The organism is Bacillus sp. CH_70, from assembly GCF_038007045.1.
Taxonomy (GTDB): domain Bacteria; phylum Bacillota; class Bacilli; order Bacillales; family Bacillaceae_G; genus Bacillus_A; species Bacillus_A cereus.
Map to the genome: position 1 here is coordinate 4,362,974 of NZ_JBBOWL010000001.1, position 17,450 is coordinate 4,380,423.

Genomic DNA, 17,450 nt, shown 5'->3' on the forward strand with positions numbered 1-17,450 from the left:
AAATTTTTTGTCAACTATATTACGTATAAAATTTTTAATATCTGAATTTCTCTATATGTGGCTTTTTCTACAAAAAAAGAGACTTTCTATTATAGAAAGCCTCTTTTCCCTATTTTTCTACAGCAATTTCCTGCTTTTGAAACTTAGAAACTATATAACCAAATCCTATACCGATTATGCCTGGAACTAACCAACCAATTCCTACACTATATAATGGAATCTTATCTAAAATAGGTGCTAGCGCTGCAATTTGAAGGTTTGCATTGTGTAACCCATCAAAGAAACTTATTGCAAATGCTCCTACAATCCCGCCCACATACATCGCTAATGGAAGACGAACGTAGTTTTCAACAAGTGATAATACGATAAGTACGATTCCAATTGGATAAATGGCGATTAAGATTGGTAATGCTAATGCATTTAACTGAGTTAACCCAAGGTTTGCTACCATAAATGCTAATACACAGAAAATGAAAACGACTTTTTGATAAGAAAGCTTTGGTAATAAGGAAGAGAAGTAATCACCACAAGCTGCAACAATACCTACAGAAGTTGTTAAACATGCTGCTGTAATTGCGATCCCTAGTAATAAAGTTCCGTAGCTACCAAATAAATGATTCACGACATTTGTTAAAATAATTCCTCCGTTTGCGCCCATTCCAAGCGATACACTAGAAGCTCCAAGATACGCAAGCGCTAAATATACAAGTAGTAAACCAAGTGCTGCAATAAATCCTGCAAAGATTGTTACTTTTGCAATACTATTTTTATTTGTAATGCCTTTTTCTTTTAACGCATGAATTACAACATTTCCGAAAACAAGTGCTGCAAGTCCATCTAAAGTTAAATATCCATCAATAAATCCTTTGAAGAGAGGAGCACTATACGCTTCTGTCGGTGCACCAAATTCTCCAATTGGTGTAATAAGTGCTTTACCTACGATAATTGCAATAACTGCTAATAATATTGGAGTTAGTACTTTACCAATACGCCCCACTAATTTCGAAGGATTTAAAGCTAAATAGAAAGTGACTGCAAAGAAAATAAGTGTAAAGATAACAAGTGGATATGACTGACCAGCTATCTCACTTGGTAAAAACGGTGCAACACTCATCTCATAAGCTACTGTTCCTGTACGCGGCACACTTACGAATACGCCTAAACATAAATAAATTGCAGTGATAAAAACAAGTGCGAATATAGGATGTACACGTCCTGCTAGCTCATTAATATCTCCCTTTAAAGCTATAACAATTACTCCTAATAAAGGTAGTCCAACCCCTGTTACGATAAAACCAAACAGCGCGATCCATACGTCCGTTCCAGCACCTTGCCCTAACGCTGGTGGAAAAATCATATTGCCTGCACCAAAAAACAGTGCAAATAACATTAAACTTATTGCAAACATCTCTGAAAACTTTAAAGATGATTTCATTTCTACTAACCTCCTAAAATAATAAATTGACAAAATATTCTGAATTGAAATCCGTCACATATCCTCTTTCAAGCATACTTCCCCGTAAAAAGAACGCAAAAAACACCCGTCCCTAACAAAGGGACGAGTGTTGAAATCGTGGTTCCACCCTTATTCTAATAAAATGAATTTATAGCAAAATAAGCTCATTTTATAGCTCGTGTAAATTGATAACGGTTTTATCCGTCAAGAATTACAATGCATCATGCATGCAGTTCACTCTTGAAGTTTAGAGGTGGTAAGCTTGTCTTTTCGTATTAGGAAGCTCACAGCCTAAGGCTCCCCTCTCTGAGAATCGTAAAATACAACTCATGTCCTCATCATTACTTTTATAAAATATCTTGTCGAAACTTGTTGTTTTTTATTATATGGGCTATTTTTAAAAAAATCAATAGTTTTATTTTTTCTGACAAAAAAATATAGGGAGAAAATTTTTCCTCCCTATAACTGCCCTTTTAATATCTCTAATTCCTCAGTTGCAATGTTCCGCCATTTTCCTACTCCAAGCTCATTTAGCTCTATATTCATAATGCGCACTCGCTTTAGCTTTATTACAGTAAATCCGAAAGCACGACTCATTCTACGAATTTGCCTGTTCATTCCTTGCGTTAAAACGATACGAAATGTTGATTGATCGACTCTCGTCACTTTGCACGGCTTCGTCATACCATCTTTAATCTTTACACCGCTAGACATCTCATCAATAAACCAGTCCGTAAAAGGTTTATCGACTGTGACAACATATTCTTTCTCGTGTTCGTGATCACCGTGTAAAATTTGATTGGCAATCGCGCCATCATTCGTTAATAAAATAAGTCCTTCCGATGCTTTATCTAATCGCCCAACTGGAAAGATTCGCTCTGGGTAATTGATATAATCAATAATATTATCTTCAATATGATCAGCTGCTGTACAAGTAATTCCGACTGGTTTATGGAATGCGATATACACCTTTTCTTTCTCTTCTTTCGCAATAACCTGTCCATCAATCGTTACAACATCACCATCGCTCACAAGTGCACCGTGCGTACATATTTCGCCATTAATAGCCACGCGTCCAGCTTTAATAAGGCGGTCTGTTTCACGTCTTGAGCATGATTTTGCTTCGCTTATGTATTGGTTGATTTTCATGTTTTATTCCTTTTCATATATAATAAAAACGTCAATCTATGGCAATATCATTATGCCACGATTGACGCTTTTTCACTTCGCAAAAACAACTAAATAAATAACCCCAATCACCAAAAATATTCCACAACAAGCTAACAATACTTTTGCAAGTTTGTCCATAAACATATAATGGTTTCCCCTTTGTTTCGTTGTTTGCTATTTTAATTCGACAACTGTTACGCCTAGGCCTCCCTCGCCCATGTCACCGTAACGGTAATTCTTCACGCCGCGATGCTTCTTCAAGTAATCTTGTACACCTTGGCGAAGCGCTCCTGTTCCTTTACCGTGAATGATTGATACACGAGGATAACTTGCAAGCTGGGCATCGTCTAAATATTTTTCAACGCGCATCATTGCATCTTCATAACGTTCACCGCGAAGATCAAGTTCCAATGAAACGTGGTAATCTCTACCCTTCACACTTGCGACTGCTTTTTTCTCTGTTTGCTTCGGTGTGTTAATGTATTCCATGTTAGATTCTTTTACTTTCATCTTCAGAATACCGATTTGTACGCTCCACTCTGTATCACTTACTTTTTCAAGTAATTGACCCTTTTGACCGAACGTTAATACTTTTACTTCATCACCTGCGCGTAACTGTTGTTTCGGCGCAGTGTTTTTCACGTTTACTTTTTGTTTCTTCACAAGCTCTGGCGCTGTTCCTTCTAGACGGCTCTTCGCTTCAATAAGCTCATGGTCTTTCACATTTACAAGCTGTGCTTTACGCAATTGACGAAGTTCTTGAATAATACCTTCTGCTTCTTTCTTCGCAGCTTCGACTTTTTCTTCCCCTTCTTTTTGCGCTTTTAATAGTTTTTCATCACGCTCATCGTTAAACTCAATAATTTGACGTTGCAACTCACGATGAAGTTTCTCAGATTGTTTGCGAAGTGCCTCTGCTTCGTTCCAGTCACGCTCTGCATTCTTTTGACTTTCTTCTAACTTCGCAATCATATTTTCAATTTTGTTTGTATCTGTACTAATGTGGTTACGTGCTTGGTCAATAACGCGATCAGATAATCCAAGGCGCTTCGAAATTTCAAAGGCGTTACTACGACCTGGTACACCGATTAATAATTTATACGTTGGGCTTAATGTGTTCACATCGAACTCAACACTCGCATTAATAACTTGCTCACGGTTATATCCGTACGCTTTTAATTCTGGGTAATGCGTCGTAGCAACAACGCGAGCACCGCGGTTACATACTTCATCTAAAATCGAAATTGCTAGTGCAGCACCTTCTTGCGGGTCTGTTCCAGCACCTAATTCATCAAATAAAACTAAGCTTTCAAAATCAGCTTTTTCTAAAATATCTACAATGTTCACCATATGTGAGGAGAACGTACTTAAGCTTTGTTCAATCGACTGCTCATCACCGATATCAGCAAAGATATTTTTAAATACACAAATCTCTGACTCATCCATTACTGGAATGTGAAGACCAGATTGCGCCATTAATACACAAATACCAACTGTTTTCAGCGTAACTGTTTTACCACCTGTATTCGGTCCTGTAATAACAATTGTTGTGAAATCTTTACCTAGCATAATGTTATTTGGCACAATAATTTCTGGATCGATTAGCGGATGACGAGCTTGTCTTAAATCCATATAACGCTCGTTATTTACAATTGGTTTCGTTGCTTTAATTCGTTTCGCATAAAAAGCTTTCGCAAAGATGAAATCAAGATTTGCAACTACTTCTACGTTTGATAAAACGATATCGGCTTCTACTGCCACTTCTTCTGTTAACATTAATAAGATGCGTTCAATTTCTTGTTTTTCTTTCACTCGTGCTTCTTGTAGTGCATTATTTAATTCTACAATTACTTGTGGTTCAATAAATAATGTTTGTCCAGAAGCAGATTGGTCGTGAACAATACCGCCATATACGCCGCGGTATTCTTGTTTTACTGGGATTACGTAACGTTCATTACGAATTGTTACAATCGAGTCAGACAGCATCTTTTGCGCGTTTGAAGAACGCGTCATATTTTCTAACTTTTCACGAATACGGCTTTCCGCAGTACGAATTTGAGTACGAATACCACGCAGTTTATCACTCGCACTATCGACTACTTCACCGCCATCACCGATGCAATTTGTAATTTTCTTTTCTAACTCATATAAAGATACAATTTGAGCGACATGAGTTTCTAAAATCGGAAGCTCGACACCGTTATCAGCCATATCTTCAATGAAACGTTTCATATTACGACTACCATACATCGTATTCGCAATATCAAGTAGTTCATTCGGGCTTAACATACTTCCAATCTTTGCACGCTTCACATTCGAGCGAATATCCGTAATGCCACCTAATGGTGCACTACCTTTTAAACGAATGACTTTCGCTGCTTCATCCGTTGTATCTTGCATTTCTACAATTTCTTCAAAATCAGTGCTCGGCACTAAATTCTTCACTTTATCACGGCCAAGTGAAGAGGCTGTATGTTCAAGTAATTGTTCTTTTACTTTATTGTATTCTAATACACGCAACGTTCTTTCTAACATGTTGCAGGTCCCCCTTGTGTTACTTATTACGTTTAATATAGTCTAATAAACGTTCAATATCCCATGTGTTAATCACGTTATCTTTTTGAATCCAACCTTTACGTGCTGCAGCTACACCTGTTTCCATATCCTCTAACATTTCAAGTGTATGAGCATCCGTATTAATCGCTACTTTTACACCAGCATCTTGTGCTTGTTTTAATAATTTCGCGCTTAAATCTAGACGGTTCGGATTCGCATTTAATTCTAAAACTGTATTTGTCTCTTTTGCGAGTTCAATTAATAAATCTGTATCTACATCATAACCCTCACGGCGCCCGAGAAGACGTCCTGTCGGATGGGCAATCATTGTGACATGTTTATTCTCAAGTGCAGTACGCAGACGCTTCATAATCGTTTCACGGTCTTGTGAGAAGCTAGAGTGAATCGCTCCAATGACATAGTCTAATTCTTCTAATACTTCATCATCAAAATCAAGAGAGGCATCTGGTAAAATGTCCATTTCAATTCCGCGTAAAATTGTAATGTCTGGATACTTTTCATTCATACGTTCAATTTCTTTCGCTTGCTCACGAAGACGCTCTTTCGTTAAACCATTCGCTACTTTCAAATATTGCGAGTGATCAGTAATCGCCATAAACTTGTATCCATGAGCACGGCACGCTTGTACCATTTCTTCAATAGAAAAAGCACCGTCACTCCAAGTTGTATGCATATGTAAATCACCTTGTATATCGGAAAACTGAATTAAGTTTGGATACTCTTTAATTAATTCAATTTCTTTTCCATCTTCACGCACTTCTGGCGGAATAAATGGCAGACCGAAATGAGCGAAGAAGTCTTCTTCAGTCTCAAATGTTTTCACTTCACCTGTTTCCAAGTTCTCTACACCGTACTCACTAATTTTCTCGCCTTTATCTTTTGCGATTTGACGCATTTTTACGTTATGGTCCTTTGATCCTGTGAAATGGTGAAGAGTTGTAATAAACTCTTCTGGTTTTACTAAACGAAAATCGATTGAAATATCATATTCATATTGAAGACGGACAGAAACTTTCGTATCTCCACTCGCGATTACTTCAATCATGTTATCGAATTGTAGTAAATGCTCACGTACCGCTGCTGGTTCTGTCGTTGCAATGATAAAATCTAAATCTTTCACTGTCTCACGAACACGGCGTAAGCTACCAGCGCGAGAGAAACGAATTACTTCAGCAATATTCGACAATTTCTCCTCTATTTCCCCGGCAATAGGCAATACCATCGCAATTGGTAAACGCTCTGGACGAGAGCCTACTTGATCGATTGCTTCTAATATTTTCTCTTCTGTCTTCTTACCGAAACCTGCTAAAGCCTGTACTTTATTTTCCTCACAAACAGCTTTTAGCGATTCCATATCAACAACACCAAGTTCTTTATATAACTTAGCCACCTTTTTACCACCAAGTCCTGGTAGTTTTAATAACGGCAATAAGCTACTTGGTACTTCTTTCTCAAGTTCTTGCAATACTTCAGATGTTCCCGATTCTATATATTCTTGAATAACGGCTGCTGTTCCTTTTCCGATTCCTGGAATCTTTGTAAAATCTTCAATTTCAGAAAGACTACGATCGTCACTTTCTAATGCTGCTGCCGCTTTACGAAATGCAGATATTTTAAATGGATTCGCACCCTTTAGTTCCATAAAAAGCCCGATTGTCTCTAATAATTTGATAACTTGTTTTTTATTTACTTTCATCATTGCCCCGCCTTTCTTTCATAGAAAAAAACTTCTCTTTCCGAAAAAAGAGAAGTTATACTCTGCTACCTGTCTGCCATAGTTCCTTCACCTTTTCAGATAGAATCGGTGTATCGTCTACAATTATTTTGCTAATTGATGATTTTTGTAATGGTGTTTGTACTTGTTCAATCGGAAGAATATTTCCAATGATAATTAAGACAAACAAAATAATATATACTTCTAAAAATCCGAGGATTGCCCCCGCAAACGCATTTACTTGCTTTAAAACCGGTATTTCTGCAAACATATTTAACAAATTACCAAGTAATGAAAGTGCAATTTTAGTGATAATAAACAATATGATAAACGCAAGCGCTTGATAAAATACTGTCTCAATATTATTTGCATCAATCCATTCTGGAACAGATACGTTTTTATCAAATGGATACGGAATAAATTTCGCAAGTGCTGGCGCTAAATCTTTACAGTACCAGTATGCAACAAGGTATGCGATAATAAAGCTTGTTAACTTTACAAGTTGCAGAATAAACCCTCTGCGTAAGCCGAGGAAAAATCCCATAACAAGCAGTAAAATGATAATAATATCAATCATGTTATTCCATTCCTTTTTTTGTCATACTTTCTTTCAATTTCTCATGTTCTTCTTTTAATTTTATGTAATCGTGTATGACGTTTACCGCCGTCAATACCGCTAGTCTACTCGTGTCAAGCGAAGGATTCTTGGCATTGAGTTCGCGCATTTTATCATCCACAATCGCTGCTACCATGCGGATATGACTTGTACTTTCATCGCCAACAACTGAATATTGCTGACCATAGATTTCTACATTAATTCGACTTTTCTTTCCCTTTTGTTGTGACAACTCACCGGCCTCCAATCACGTACAGAATCCTAAAGTTTATCATACCATGAACCTTCATAATATGGAAACAGAAAGAACAATCCGATATGATAAAAATAACAATATAAAAAAAGGGGCGACCATTATGTCAAATTCTATCGTAATTCAAACAAATTCTACAGTAATTGAAGACATGAAACAACAATATAAACATTCGCTTAGCCCAAAAATTCCACAAGGCGGAATCTTCATGGCAAAGGTACCATCTTGCACAATTACAGCGTATAAATCTGGAAAAGTAATGTTCCAAGGAGGCCGCGCTGAAGCAGAAGCTTCTCGTTGGCAAACTGTCTCTCAAACACCGAAAACAGCTGTAAAAAAATCTGTCGATTCCCATCGTTATGCGCCGCCCGCTTCCATCGGTACAATGTCTATTGTAGGGTCTGATGAAGTTGGTACGGGAGATTTCTTTGGACCGATGACAGTCGTTGCTGTATATGTGGATGCAAAGCAAATCCCACTGCTAAAAGAACTTGGTGTAAAAGACTCTAAAAACTTAAATGACGATCAAATTACTGCCATTGCGAAACAACTTCTACACGTTGTTCCTTACAGCTCTCTTGTCCTTCATAATGAAAAATATAACGAGCTATTTGATAAAGGAAACAATCAAGGTAAGTTAAAAGCTTTACTACACAATAAAGCTATTACAAACTTATTAGCTAAAATGGCACCTACAAAACCTGAAGGCGTCTTAATCGATCAATTCACACAACCTGATACATACTATAAATATTTAGCAAAACAAAAACAGGTACAGCGTGAGAATGTTTACTTCGCAACGAAAGGCGAAAGTGTCCATTTAGCAGTAGCCGCTGCTTCTATTTTAGCTCGCTACTCATTCGTAAAACAGTTTGACGAACTAAGTAAAAAAGCTGGTATGCCACTTCCAAAAGGTGCTGGTAAACAAGTTGATATCGCTGCAGCTAAATTAATTCAAAAGCTTGGTAAAGAACGATTACCCGAGTTTGTGAAACTGCATTTCGCTAATACGGAGAAGGCGTTTCGCTTATTAAAATAGTATCGACAAAAACAGGAGCCTACAAACTCCTGTTTTTTGTTTCACCCTACTATTGTCCTTATAGTTTTGTTACAATTACAATGTACATATTATTCCAACATAGGAGGAGATTCCCATTACTACTTCTACAAATGATTCTAAATATTTTACTAGGTGATCCACATGAAAGACAGTTCAAAATTAGGGAAAACATTCAGCTACTAAGTGAACAACGAGAGTTCAACGATTTAATAGAGCGTTATGGTCGATCTTTTTTATTAACCTTTCGGATCCGCAGGTTTATCGGGAAACACGATGCCCGCTTGTTAATACATAATCCAGCAAAACTACAACACTTCTGTGAGGAACTTGAATGTATGATTAGAAAAAGGAGGTTTTTCATATGAACGCTGTAAAAATAAAAAAGGTACTTTATGCTTTCGTACACATCGTAGGTCCTCTTTCTTACCTCACTATTTCTACCATTTGGGGAGCTTTTTTCACTACTAAATCTACATTTGAAAATATATCTGATAATCTTGGCGTGATGGCCATCTATTACGTGTTCATAAGTTTACTGTGGTTTTTCTATTTAGATCGATTAGACAAAGACATAAATAAGATTACAAAAGAAATTAACGATAATAAGATGTAACACATAACAAAGGAGAGCCCTTAAGACTCTCCTTTGTTATGTTAGCTTCGTTTCTGCTTCTTATTAGATGAAGGTACTTTATGAGAACCTGTTTCATGTGTCGTCGTTCCTTGTCCTTCTACTTCTGGAGAACCTAGGCCCGATCTTGAATGATCTTTTTTTACTTTTTTACTCATTTATATTCACCCCTTCGCGTTACTTTTTGCTACAGGGTAATAAACTATGCAAAATAAAAAGCGAGAGGAAATCCTCTCGCTTTTTTCACATTTTAGAACTCAGAAGAACCTGGAGTTCTTGGGAATGGAATTACGTCACGGATGTTAGCCATACCAGTGATGTACATTAGGAAGCGCTCGAAACCTAGACCGAATCCAGCGTGTTTTGTACCGCCGTATTTTCTAAGTTCTAAGTACCACCAGTAGTCCTCTTCGTTCATACCTAATTCTTTAATTCTGTCTACTAAAACGTCCATTCTTTCTTCACGTTGACTTCCGCCGATTAATTCGCCGATGCCAGGAACTAGAAGGTCAGTAGCAGCTACTGTTTTTCCATCTTCATTCATACGCATGTAGAACGCTTTAATGTCTTTCGGGTAGTCAGTTACGAATACAGGGCGTTTGAAGATTTCTTCTGATAAGTATCTTTCGTGCTCTGTTTGTAAGTCAATACCCCATTCTACTGGGTATTTGAAGTCAGCACCTGATTCTTGAAGTACTTTAATTGCTTCTGTATATGTGATGCGACCGAAGTCAGAGTTAATCACGTTGTTCATACGCTCTAGAACTGTTTTATCAACGAAGCTGTTGAAGAAGTCCATTTCTTCTGGTGCATGCTCTAATACATATTTCATTGCATATTTCAGCATATCTTCTGTAAGATCCATTACATCGCCTAACTCAGCGAATGCAATCTCAGGCTCAACCATCCAGAACTCAGCAGCGTGGCGAGTTGTGTTTGAGTTTTCCGCACGGAATGTAGGTCCGAATGTATATACATCACGGAATGCTAATGCATACGCTTCAGCGTTCAGCTGTCCACTTACTGTTAAGTTTGTTTCTTTACCGAAGAAGTCTTTTGATTCATCAACTTGTCCGTCTTCACCTTTTGGTACGTTGTTTAAATCTTGTGTTGTTACGCGGAACATTTCGCCAGCACCTTCTGTATCACTACCAGTGATGATTGGTGTGTGAACATGTACAAATCCACGCTCTTGGAAGAACTGGTGAATCGCAAATGCTGCGATAGAACGTACGCGGAACGTTGCAGAGAATGCATTTGTTCTTGGACGTAAGTGAGCGATTGTACGTAAGTATTCAAACGTATGACGCTTCTTTTGAAGTGGGTAATCAGAATCTGATAAGCCCTCGATATCAATTTTTTCTGCTTTAATTTCAAATGGTTGCTTCGCTCCAGGCGTTGCAATTACTTTACCTTCTACTTTCACTGAAGAGCTAAGTGGAAGCTTTGCAATTTCTTTAAAGTTCTCTAATTCTGTATCGAAAACGATTTGAACGCTTTTGAAGAAGCTACCGTCGTTTAATTCGATGAAACCAAATGCTTTTGAATCACGTAAGTTACGAATCCACCCTGATACTTGTACTGTTTGACCTGCATACTTTTCTGTATCTCTATACAGACTTTTTACTAATGTGTTTTCCATAGTGAAATTCTCCTTTGCTGATATATTTAAATACAAAAAAACCTTTCATCCATAAAGGGACGAAAGGTTAAACTTCGCGGTACCACCCAATTTGTCATAAAGACCAACTTTAACTCGTATGTAATACATACTTCCCGGTTTGTAACAGGCCGGATTCCCGTCTAAGTCTACTCTTGAATACAAGATTCAATTTCGGTTAGCAACTCCAAGGTGTTCTTCACATATACCGCCTCATCAGGCTCTCACCGCCCCTGACTCGCTTTGGATTATAGTATATACTACTTTTCCTTATCATCGTCTTTCATTTTGTTAAACTAAAATTAATGTACTACATTCGAGAGAAAGATGCAAGATGCCAGAAAATATATAAGCGATTTTTGTAATATATCGACTTACCGACATCTTTCGACGATTGTGCAATAAAAAAAATTGCCGGAATGAATCCGGCAATTTTCTAATTACTTACGTAACTCCGCACCAAATTTCTCTTCTACCGTTGTTAATACACGGTTATGCGCTTCTGTTACTTCTTCATCTGTTAACGTACGTTCTGCATCGAAGTAAGTCATAGAGAATGCAAGTGATTTCTTGCCTTCTTCCATTTTTTCACCTTCGTATAAGTCGAATAGTGTTACGTCTTTCAGAAGTTCTCCGCCAGCTTCAGCAATGACTTGCTTCATTTCACCAGCTTTTGTTTCTTTTGTTACCACAACAGCCATGTCACGTGTCATAGATGGGAAACGTGGAATTGATGAGTAGTAAGTTTCTTCAGCGTCTGCACCGAATACTTTTACAAGAGATAGTTCAAATACGAATGTATTTTTCACATCTAATTGTTTTTCTGCTTCTGGGTGCAATTGACCGATGAAACCAATTACTTCGCCATCTAATACGATATCAGCTGTACGGCCTGGATGCATACCTTCACGTTTTGCTGGTGCATATGTGATTTGGTTTGAAACGCCAAGTACGTCGAATAGTCCTTCTAGTACACCTTTCATAACGAAGAAGTCTACTACTTTCTTCTCACCTTGCCATGCATGGTGAAGAGCAAGACCTGTCATAACACCTGCAAGGTGTTGTTCTTCTTTCGGAAGTTCTCCTGCTTCTGTTGGTAAGAAGATAGAACCTACTTCGTATAAAGCAACACTGTCGTTTTTACGAGCAACATTGTATGAAACTGCTTCTAGCAATTGCGGCACTAAGCTTAAACGAAGTTGGCTACGCTCTTCGCTCATTGGAAGCGCAAGGTTTACAGGTGCTTTTTCGTTTGGCTCAACCATGTATTGTTTCGCTTTGTCAGCGCTTGTTAATGAATACGTAATTGCTTCATATAAACCAGCACCCTCTAAGAAGCGACGTACTTTACGACGTTTCGTTTGTGCTGATGTTAATTTACCACGAGTCATCGTTCCAGAAGGTAATGTAACTGGAATGTGGTCATAACCGTATAGACGGCCCACTTCTTCTACTAAGTCTTCGGAAATTGTAATATCAGGGCGACGTGCTGGTACATTTACATGGAATGTTCCTTCTACTTCTGTGAATGGGAATTTCAAGTTTGTGAACATTGTACCCATCTCACTCGCAGAAATATTTGTACCTAATACACGGTTTACTTTTTCAGCAGTAACAGATACTGTACGCTCTTGTACTTGTAAGTTGTCAGCTTCTACTACACCTTCAAGCGCTTCACCGCCAGCATATTTCGCCATTAAAGCAGCTGCGTGTTGAATTGCTTCAAATGTACGTGTTGGGTCGATTCCTTTTTCGAAACGTGCACTTGATTCACTACGAAGACCTAAGTCTTTTGATGTACGACGCACTGTTTGACCTGCAAAGTATGCAGACTCAATTAGAACGTTTACTGTCTCATTTGTAACTTCAGAATCCGCTCCGCCCATTACACCAGCAACAGCTAAAGCTTTTGTTCCGTTTGTAATTACAAGGTGGTGGCTTTGTAATGTACGCTCTTGATCATCTAACGTTTCAATTTTTTCGCCTTCTTTTGCAAGACGAACAACGATTTCTTTTGAACCTAATTTATCGTAATCGAATGCATGTAACGGTTGACCGTATTCCATTAAAATGTAGTTTGTAATATCAACTACGTTGCTAATTGGACGAATGCCAGCTGCCATAAGGCGAGTTTGCATCCACATTGGTGATGGACCAATCTTTACGTTTTTAACCATTTTTGCAATGTATAATGGGTTTTCTTCTTTCGCTTCTACACTTACAGAAATATAATCAGAAGTTTTTTCTGCTATTTCTTGTAATTCGATAGCTGGAAGTTTTACTTCTCGCCCGTAAATAGCAGCCACTTCATATGCAACACCTAACATGTTTAAGCAATCTGCACGGTTTGGTGTTAAACCAAGCTCAAGTACTTCATCGTGTAAGTTTAAAATTTCAAGTGCATCTGCACCAACTTCAGCGTCACTTGGGAAGATGAAGATACCATCTGCATATTCTTTTGAAACTAACTTTCCATCAATGCCAAGCTCTTGAAGAGCACAAACCATACCGTGAGAAGCTTCACCACGTAGTTTTGCTTTTTTAATTTTGAAGTTACCAGGAAGTACAGCACCAACTTTTGCAACTGGTACTTTTAAACCTTTTGCAATGTTAGCAGCTCCACAAATAATTTGAACTGGCTCTTCTTCACCGATATCGATTAAGCATTTGCTTAATTTATCAGCTTCTGGGTGTTTTTCACATTCTAATACGTGACCAACTACAACACCTTTTACACCTTTATTTAATACTTCAACGCCTTCTACTTCAATACCACTTTTCGTGATTTTGTCTGCTAGTTCTTGTGCTGTTACATCTTTAATATCTACATACTCTTGTAACCAACGATATGATACGAACATATTTATCCTCTCCTTCCCTTACGCTCGTTTGAATTGTTGTAAGAAACGTACATCATTTGTATAGAAATGACGAATGTCATCTACGCCGTATTTCAACATTGCGATACGCTCTGCGCCCATACCGAATGCGAAACCTTGATATTCTTTTGAATCATAACCAGCCATTTCAAGTACGTTCGGGTGAACCATACCTGCGCCTAAAATTTCAATCCAGCCAGTTCCTTTACAAGTGCCGCAACCTTTGCCATGACACATCATACAAGAAATATCCATCTCTACAGATGGCTCTGTGAATGGGAAGAAACTTGGACGAAGACGGATTTCACGATCTTCACCGAACATCTTTTTCACGAATACTTGCAGTGTACCTTTTAAGTCACTCATACGAATGTTTTTATCAATTACAAGACCTTCAATTTGCATGAACTGATGTGAATGCGTCGCATCATCATCATCGCGGCGATACACTTTACCAGGACAGATAATTTTGATTGGGCCTTTTTCTTTATTATTTTCCATCGTACGTGCTTGCACAGAAGATGTATGTGTACGTAGTAACGTTTCTTCTGTAATGTAGAATGTATCTTGCATGTCACGTGCTGGGTGATCTTTCGGTAAGTTTAGTGCTTCGAAGTTGTAGTAGTCTTTTTCTACTTCTGTTCCTTCAGCTACTTCATAACCCATACCGATGAATACATCTTCAATTTGTTCAACAACAGCTGTTAACGGATGGTGACAGCCTGTTTCAACAGGACGACCTGGTAATGTAACATCAATTGTTTCCGTAGCTAATTTCGCTTCAATTACTGCTTTTTCTAAGTTACCAATTTTGTCTTCTAGACGCGTTTGAATCGCTTCACGTACTTCATTTACTAATGCTCCCATACGTGGACGCTCTTCTGCTGATAATTTTCCCATGCCGCGTAATACTTCTGTAATTGGACCTTTTTTTCCTAAATACGCTACGCGTACGTCGTTTAAGCCCTTTAGCTCTTTCGCTTCTTCAATAAGCTCTAACGCTTTTTGCTTTAGCTCTTTTAAACGTGCTTCCATTTTGGAACCCTCCTAATTTTAAAAATAAAAAAACCTCGCTCCCAAAAAGGGACGAGGTAAATTCGCGGTACCACCCTAAATTGACAGAACAAGTCTGCCCACTCATTAGTTATAACGATCAATTCTGACCGGAACGCCTTTACATATATATGGTCCTGGCGTCAACTCCAGAGGTGAATTCACTTCCGTCTACCATAAGAATGCTTTCAGTCTACGGCATTCTCTCCCTATATGGCGATTTTGTAAGCTACTCTTCTCTATCAACGTTTTTCGTTATTTAACTTTTAATATAATGTACTTCAACTTATTATAAGAAGTTTTTTATTTGTTCGCAACCGGGCTTTGCAAATAATACGTTAAAATCCCTGCTGCAACCGCAACATTTAATGATTCTGCCCCACCGTAAATCGGAATATACAAGTTTTGATCCGTTTTTGCAAGAATTTCTTGGCGTACGCCATTTCCTTCATTTCCAACAATTAATGCAAAACTTCCAGCCGGAGTTACTTCACCATACGGAACTCCATTTTCAAGAGCTGTTCCATATACAGGAACGTTATTTTCTTTTAACTTGTCTACCCATTCTTCTAAGTTCCCTTTTACAATTGGTAAGTGGAAAATAGAGCCTTGTGTAGAGCGGAGTACTTTACTATTGTAAACATCAACACAACCTTCTCCAAGCACAACGGCGTGAATACCAGCTGCATCAGCTGTACGAATAATTGTTCCTAAATTACCTGGGTCTTGCAGGCCATCTAATAAAAGGAATTTCCCATCAGTAAGAGCTACTTCTTTCTCATGCTTCTCACAAACAGCAAATACACCTTGCGTCGTTTCTGTTTCACGAAGTATTTTTACAATCGCCTCAGGCACGATATACATTTCCACATCATTAACTGTCCAATCTTTCGGAAGGTCTGTCTGATCTGAAACGATAAGTTCTGTTACAATTCCTGCCTTCAGAGCTTCCTCGACTAAGTGAAATCCTTCTACAAAAAATAAACCTTTTTTATCGCGTTCTTTTTTCGTTTGCAGCTTTTTCCACTGCTTTACACGCGGATTTTGTACTGAATCAATGTTTTTCATAATATGTATTTCCCTCTCTTCTTGTCTTATCATTATAGCCTATTTTTCATACATATTTACATAAAAAAGAACAAAAACTAACGTCAGTTTCAATTCTGAAGAAGAGGTGAAAGCAATGAGTTTTAATTTACGCGGTGCCGTATTAGCGAATGTATCTGGTAATTCACAAGATCAATTACAAGAAACAATTGTCGATGCAATTCAAAGCGGTGAAGAAAAAATGCTTCCAGGTCTTGGTGTTTTATTTGAAGTCATTTGGAAAAACGCTGATGAAAATGAAAAGCACGAAATGTTAGAAACACTAGAGCAAGGATTAAAAAAATAAGCAATTTGAAAATCACCTTCGCATAAGCTAAGGTGATTTTTTTACGAAAAAAATTTTTCTTCTCCTAAACATTTCTACTTTACTAACGAACTATGATGGAGTACAATGTTCAAAATACATTTAAACCGATCGATTTTTCTTCGTATACATCATTAGATAAAAGGAGTGAATGTTTTATGCACCGTATTACGCTTGAACAAGTTTTTAAACATCACATTACACAAAAATACGTAAACCGTTCTGGAATGGTCCACGCGATCGCTGTCGCTTACCATGCGTTTCACCTAGCCAAAAAGCATCACGCCTCAGTCGATGCTGCGACAAAAGCCGGTTTCCTTCATGATATCGGACATCATACGTGGTACACAGGCGGCGAATGGGACTATGACTTATATAAAAAGAATGATATCCATGCAATTAAAGGTGCTGAAAGAGCACATAAATTGCTTATTAGATTAGGAGAACATCCAAAACTAGCAAAAGAAATTTCTATCGCAATTCTTCTGCATACAGATTCTTTCTTAGTGGAACAAGAAATTGAAAGAACATCTCTTCAAAACATTATTAAATGGGCAGACGAAGCAGATGAAGAACCAGGCGGAGCTCATCATTATAGAACGATTTCTTATGAAAAAGCACTTAAAGCTATTCAGCAATTAGATCGATTGGTAGAGCGTGAATTGCAAATAGAGCAAGCAAAATTGAATAACAAGGCAGAACATAGTTATCAATGAGAAAGAGGCATCACTACAGGGTGATACCTCTTTTATTATTTTATGGAAAATAAACCTTTATCCCGCATTAACGGGCAGTAAGAGCCCCACCTCGAAATTCAGCAAAGACGAGGAAGTTAGGTGGAGAATCAACTGCCCGTAAAAGCCCGATTGGTGAGGGCTGATAATCAGTGGGGGATGAACCTCCCCAATGATTAAAGTTTCACTTTATATGTAATATTTAAATGTTACATTCAAAAACATTTTACTTTATA

At 37.9% G+C, this 17,450-nt stretch carries 16 protein-coding genes and 3 other annotated features; of the genes, 5 read left to right on the top strand and 11 right to left on the bottom strand.

What is annotated here, in order from left to right:
- Positions 1-109: 109 nt before the first annotated feature.
- The 6 genes from brnQ6 to zapA form a co-directional block, all read right to left on the bottom strand.
- Entirely contained in the window at positions 110-1,435 is a 1,326-nt protein-coding gene (brnQ6, locus tag N2V79_RS22285; RefSeq protein ID WP_000842650.1) for a branched-chain amino acid transport system II carrier protein BrnQ6, read from the bottom strand.
- Positions 1,436-1,551: 116 nt separating this feature from the next.
- Positions 1,552-1,807 (bottom strand) — a binding site (T-box leader).
- Positions 1,808-1,915: 108 nt separating this feature from the next.
- Positions 1,916-2,605 carry a 23S rRNA pseudouridine(2604) synthase RluF gene (locus tag N2V79_RS22290; protein ID WP_000700737.1) on the bottom strand — a complete coding sequence of 230 codons (690 nt, stop codon included), beginning with the start codon at positions 2,603-2,605 and terminating at the stop codon, positions 1,916-1,918.
- Positions 2,606-2,800: 195 nt separating this feature from the next.
- A complete protein-coding gene (locus tag N2V79_RS22295; protein ID WP_000893743.1) occupies positions 2,801-5,161 on the bottom strand; it encodes an endonuclease MutS2 in 2,361 nt (786 codons plus the stop codon).
- A gap of 19 nt (positions 5,162-5,180) precedes the next feature.
- On the bottom strand, positions 5,181-6,899 hold the full coding sequence (gene polX, locus N2V79_RS22300; RefSeq protein ID WP_340720221.1) for a DNA polymerase/3'-5' exonuclease PolX: 1,719 nt from the start codon (positions 6,897-6,899) through the stop codon (positions 5,181-5,183).
- 55 nt (positions 6,900-6,954) lie between these two features.
- A complete protein-coding gene (locus N2V79_RS22305; RefSeq protein ID WP_000565409.1) occupies positions 6,955-7,494 on the bottom strand; it encodes a CvpA family protein in 540 nt (179 codons plus the stop codon).
- Position 7,495: 1 nt separating this feature from the next.
- Entirely contained in the window at positions 7,496-7,765 is a 270-nt protein-coding gene (gene zapA, locus N2V79_RS22310) for a cell division protein ZapA (RefSeq protein WP_000082701.1), read from the bottom strand.
- A 124-nt stretch (positions 7,766-7,889) separates the two neighbouring features.
- Between zapA and rnhC the strand changes: the two genes are divergently transcribed.
- From rnhC to N2V79_RS22325, 3 genes are all read left to right on the top strand, one after another.
- Positions 7,890-8,825, top strand: coding sequence for a ribonuclease HIII (gene rnhC, locus N2V79_RS22315; protein ID WP_053563578.1), 936 nt, complete (start codon positions 7,890-7,892; stop codon positions 8,823-8,825).
- Between the two features lie 131 nt (positions 8,826-8,956).
- A complete protein-coding gene (locus N2V79_RS22320; protein ID WP_053563577.1) occupies positions 8,957-9,211 on the top strand; it encodes a hypothetical protein in 255 nt (84 codons plus the stop codon).
- Positions 9,208-9,459, top strand: coding sequence for a hypothetical protein (locus tag N2V79_RS22325; protein WP_053563576.1), 252 nt, complete (start codon positions 9,208-9,210; stop codon positions 9,457-9,459). Before N2V79_RS22320 ends, N2V79_RS22325 begins: the two co-directional genes overlap by 4 nt.
- Positions 9,460-9,500: 41 nt before the next feature.
- Here the strand turns inward: N2V79_RS22325 and N2V79_RS22330 are convergent, their stop codons facing one another.
- The 5 genes from N2V79_RS22330 to N2V79_RS22350 form a co-directional block, all read right to left on the bottom strand.
- Positions 9,501-9,635, bottom strand: a complete 135-nt coding sequence (locus N2V79_RS22330) for a YuzL family protein (RefSeq protein ID WP_000039588.1) — start codon at positions 9,633-9,635, stop codon at positions 9,501-9,503.
- A 92-nt stretch (positions 9,636-9,727) separates the two neighbouring features.
- The gene (gene asnS / locus N2V79_RS22335) at positions 9,728-11,119 is read right to left on the bottom strand and encodes an asparagine--tRNA ligase (RefSeq protein ID WP_000432189.1); all 1,392 of its coding nucleotides are present in this window, start codon (positions 11,117-11,119) and stop codon (positions 9,728-9,730) included.
- Between the two features lie 52 nt (positions 11,120-11,171).
- Positions 11,172-11,423, bottom strand: a binding site (T-box leader).
- Between the two features lie 154 nt (positions 11,424-11,577).
- The gene (pheT, locus tag N2V79_RS22340; RefSeq protein WP_053563575.1) at positions 11,578-13,998 is read right to left on the bottom strand and encodes a phenylalanine--tRNA ligase subunit beta; all 2,421 of its coding nucleotides are present in this window, start codon (positions 13,996-13,998) and stop codon (positions 11,578-11,580) included.
- 18 nt (positions 13,999-14,016) lie between these two features.
- Positions 14,017-15,051: a phenylalanine--tRNA ligase subunit alpha gene (gene pheS / locus N2V79_RS22345; protein ID WP_000388220.1), complete on the bottom strand. Its 1,035-nt coding sequence runs from the start codon at positions 15,049-15,051 to the stop codon at positions 14,017-14,019.
- A gap of 44 nt (positions 15,052-15,095) precedes the next feature.
- Positions 15,096-15,324, bottom strand: a binding site (T-box leader).
- Positions 15,325-15,372: 48 nt separating this feature from the next.
- Complete coding sequence (locus N2V79_RS22350) at positions 15,373-16,170, bottom strand: TrmH family RNA methyltransferase (protein WP_001986644.1); 798 nt, start codon at positions 16,168-16,170, stop codon at positions 15,373-15,375.
- A gap of 82 nt (positions 16,171-16,252) precedes the next feature.
- On the opposite strand from N2V79_RS22350, the gene sspI reads away from it, so the two are divergent.
- Together sspI and N2V79_RS22360 are read left to right on the top strand one after the other, a co-directional pair.
- A complete protein-coding gene (gene sspI, locus N2V79_RS22355) occupies positions 16,253-16,462 on the top strand; it encodes a small acid-soluble spore protein SspI (RefSeq protein WP_000009509.1) in 210 nt (69 codons plus the stop codon).
- A 176-nt stretch (positions 16,463-16,638) separates the two neighbouring features.
- Complete coding sequence (locus N2V79_RS22360; RefSeq protein ID WP_000554803.1) at positions 16,639-17,196, top strand: HD domain-containing protein; 558 nt, start codon at positions 16,639-16,641, stop codon at positions 17,194-17,196.
- The last annotated feature ends 254 nt before the right edge of the window (positions 17,197-17,450 follow it).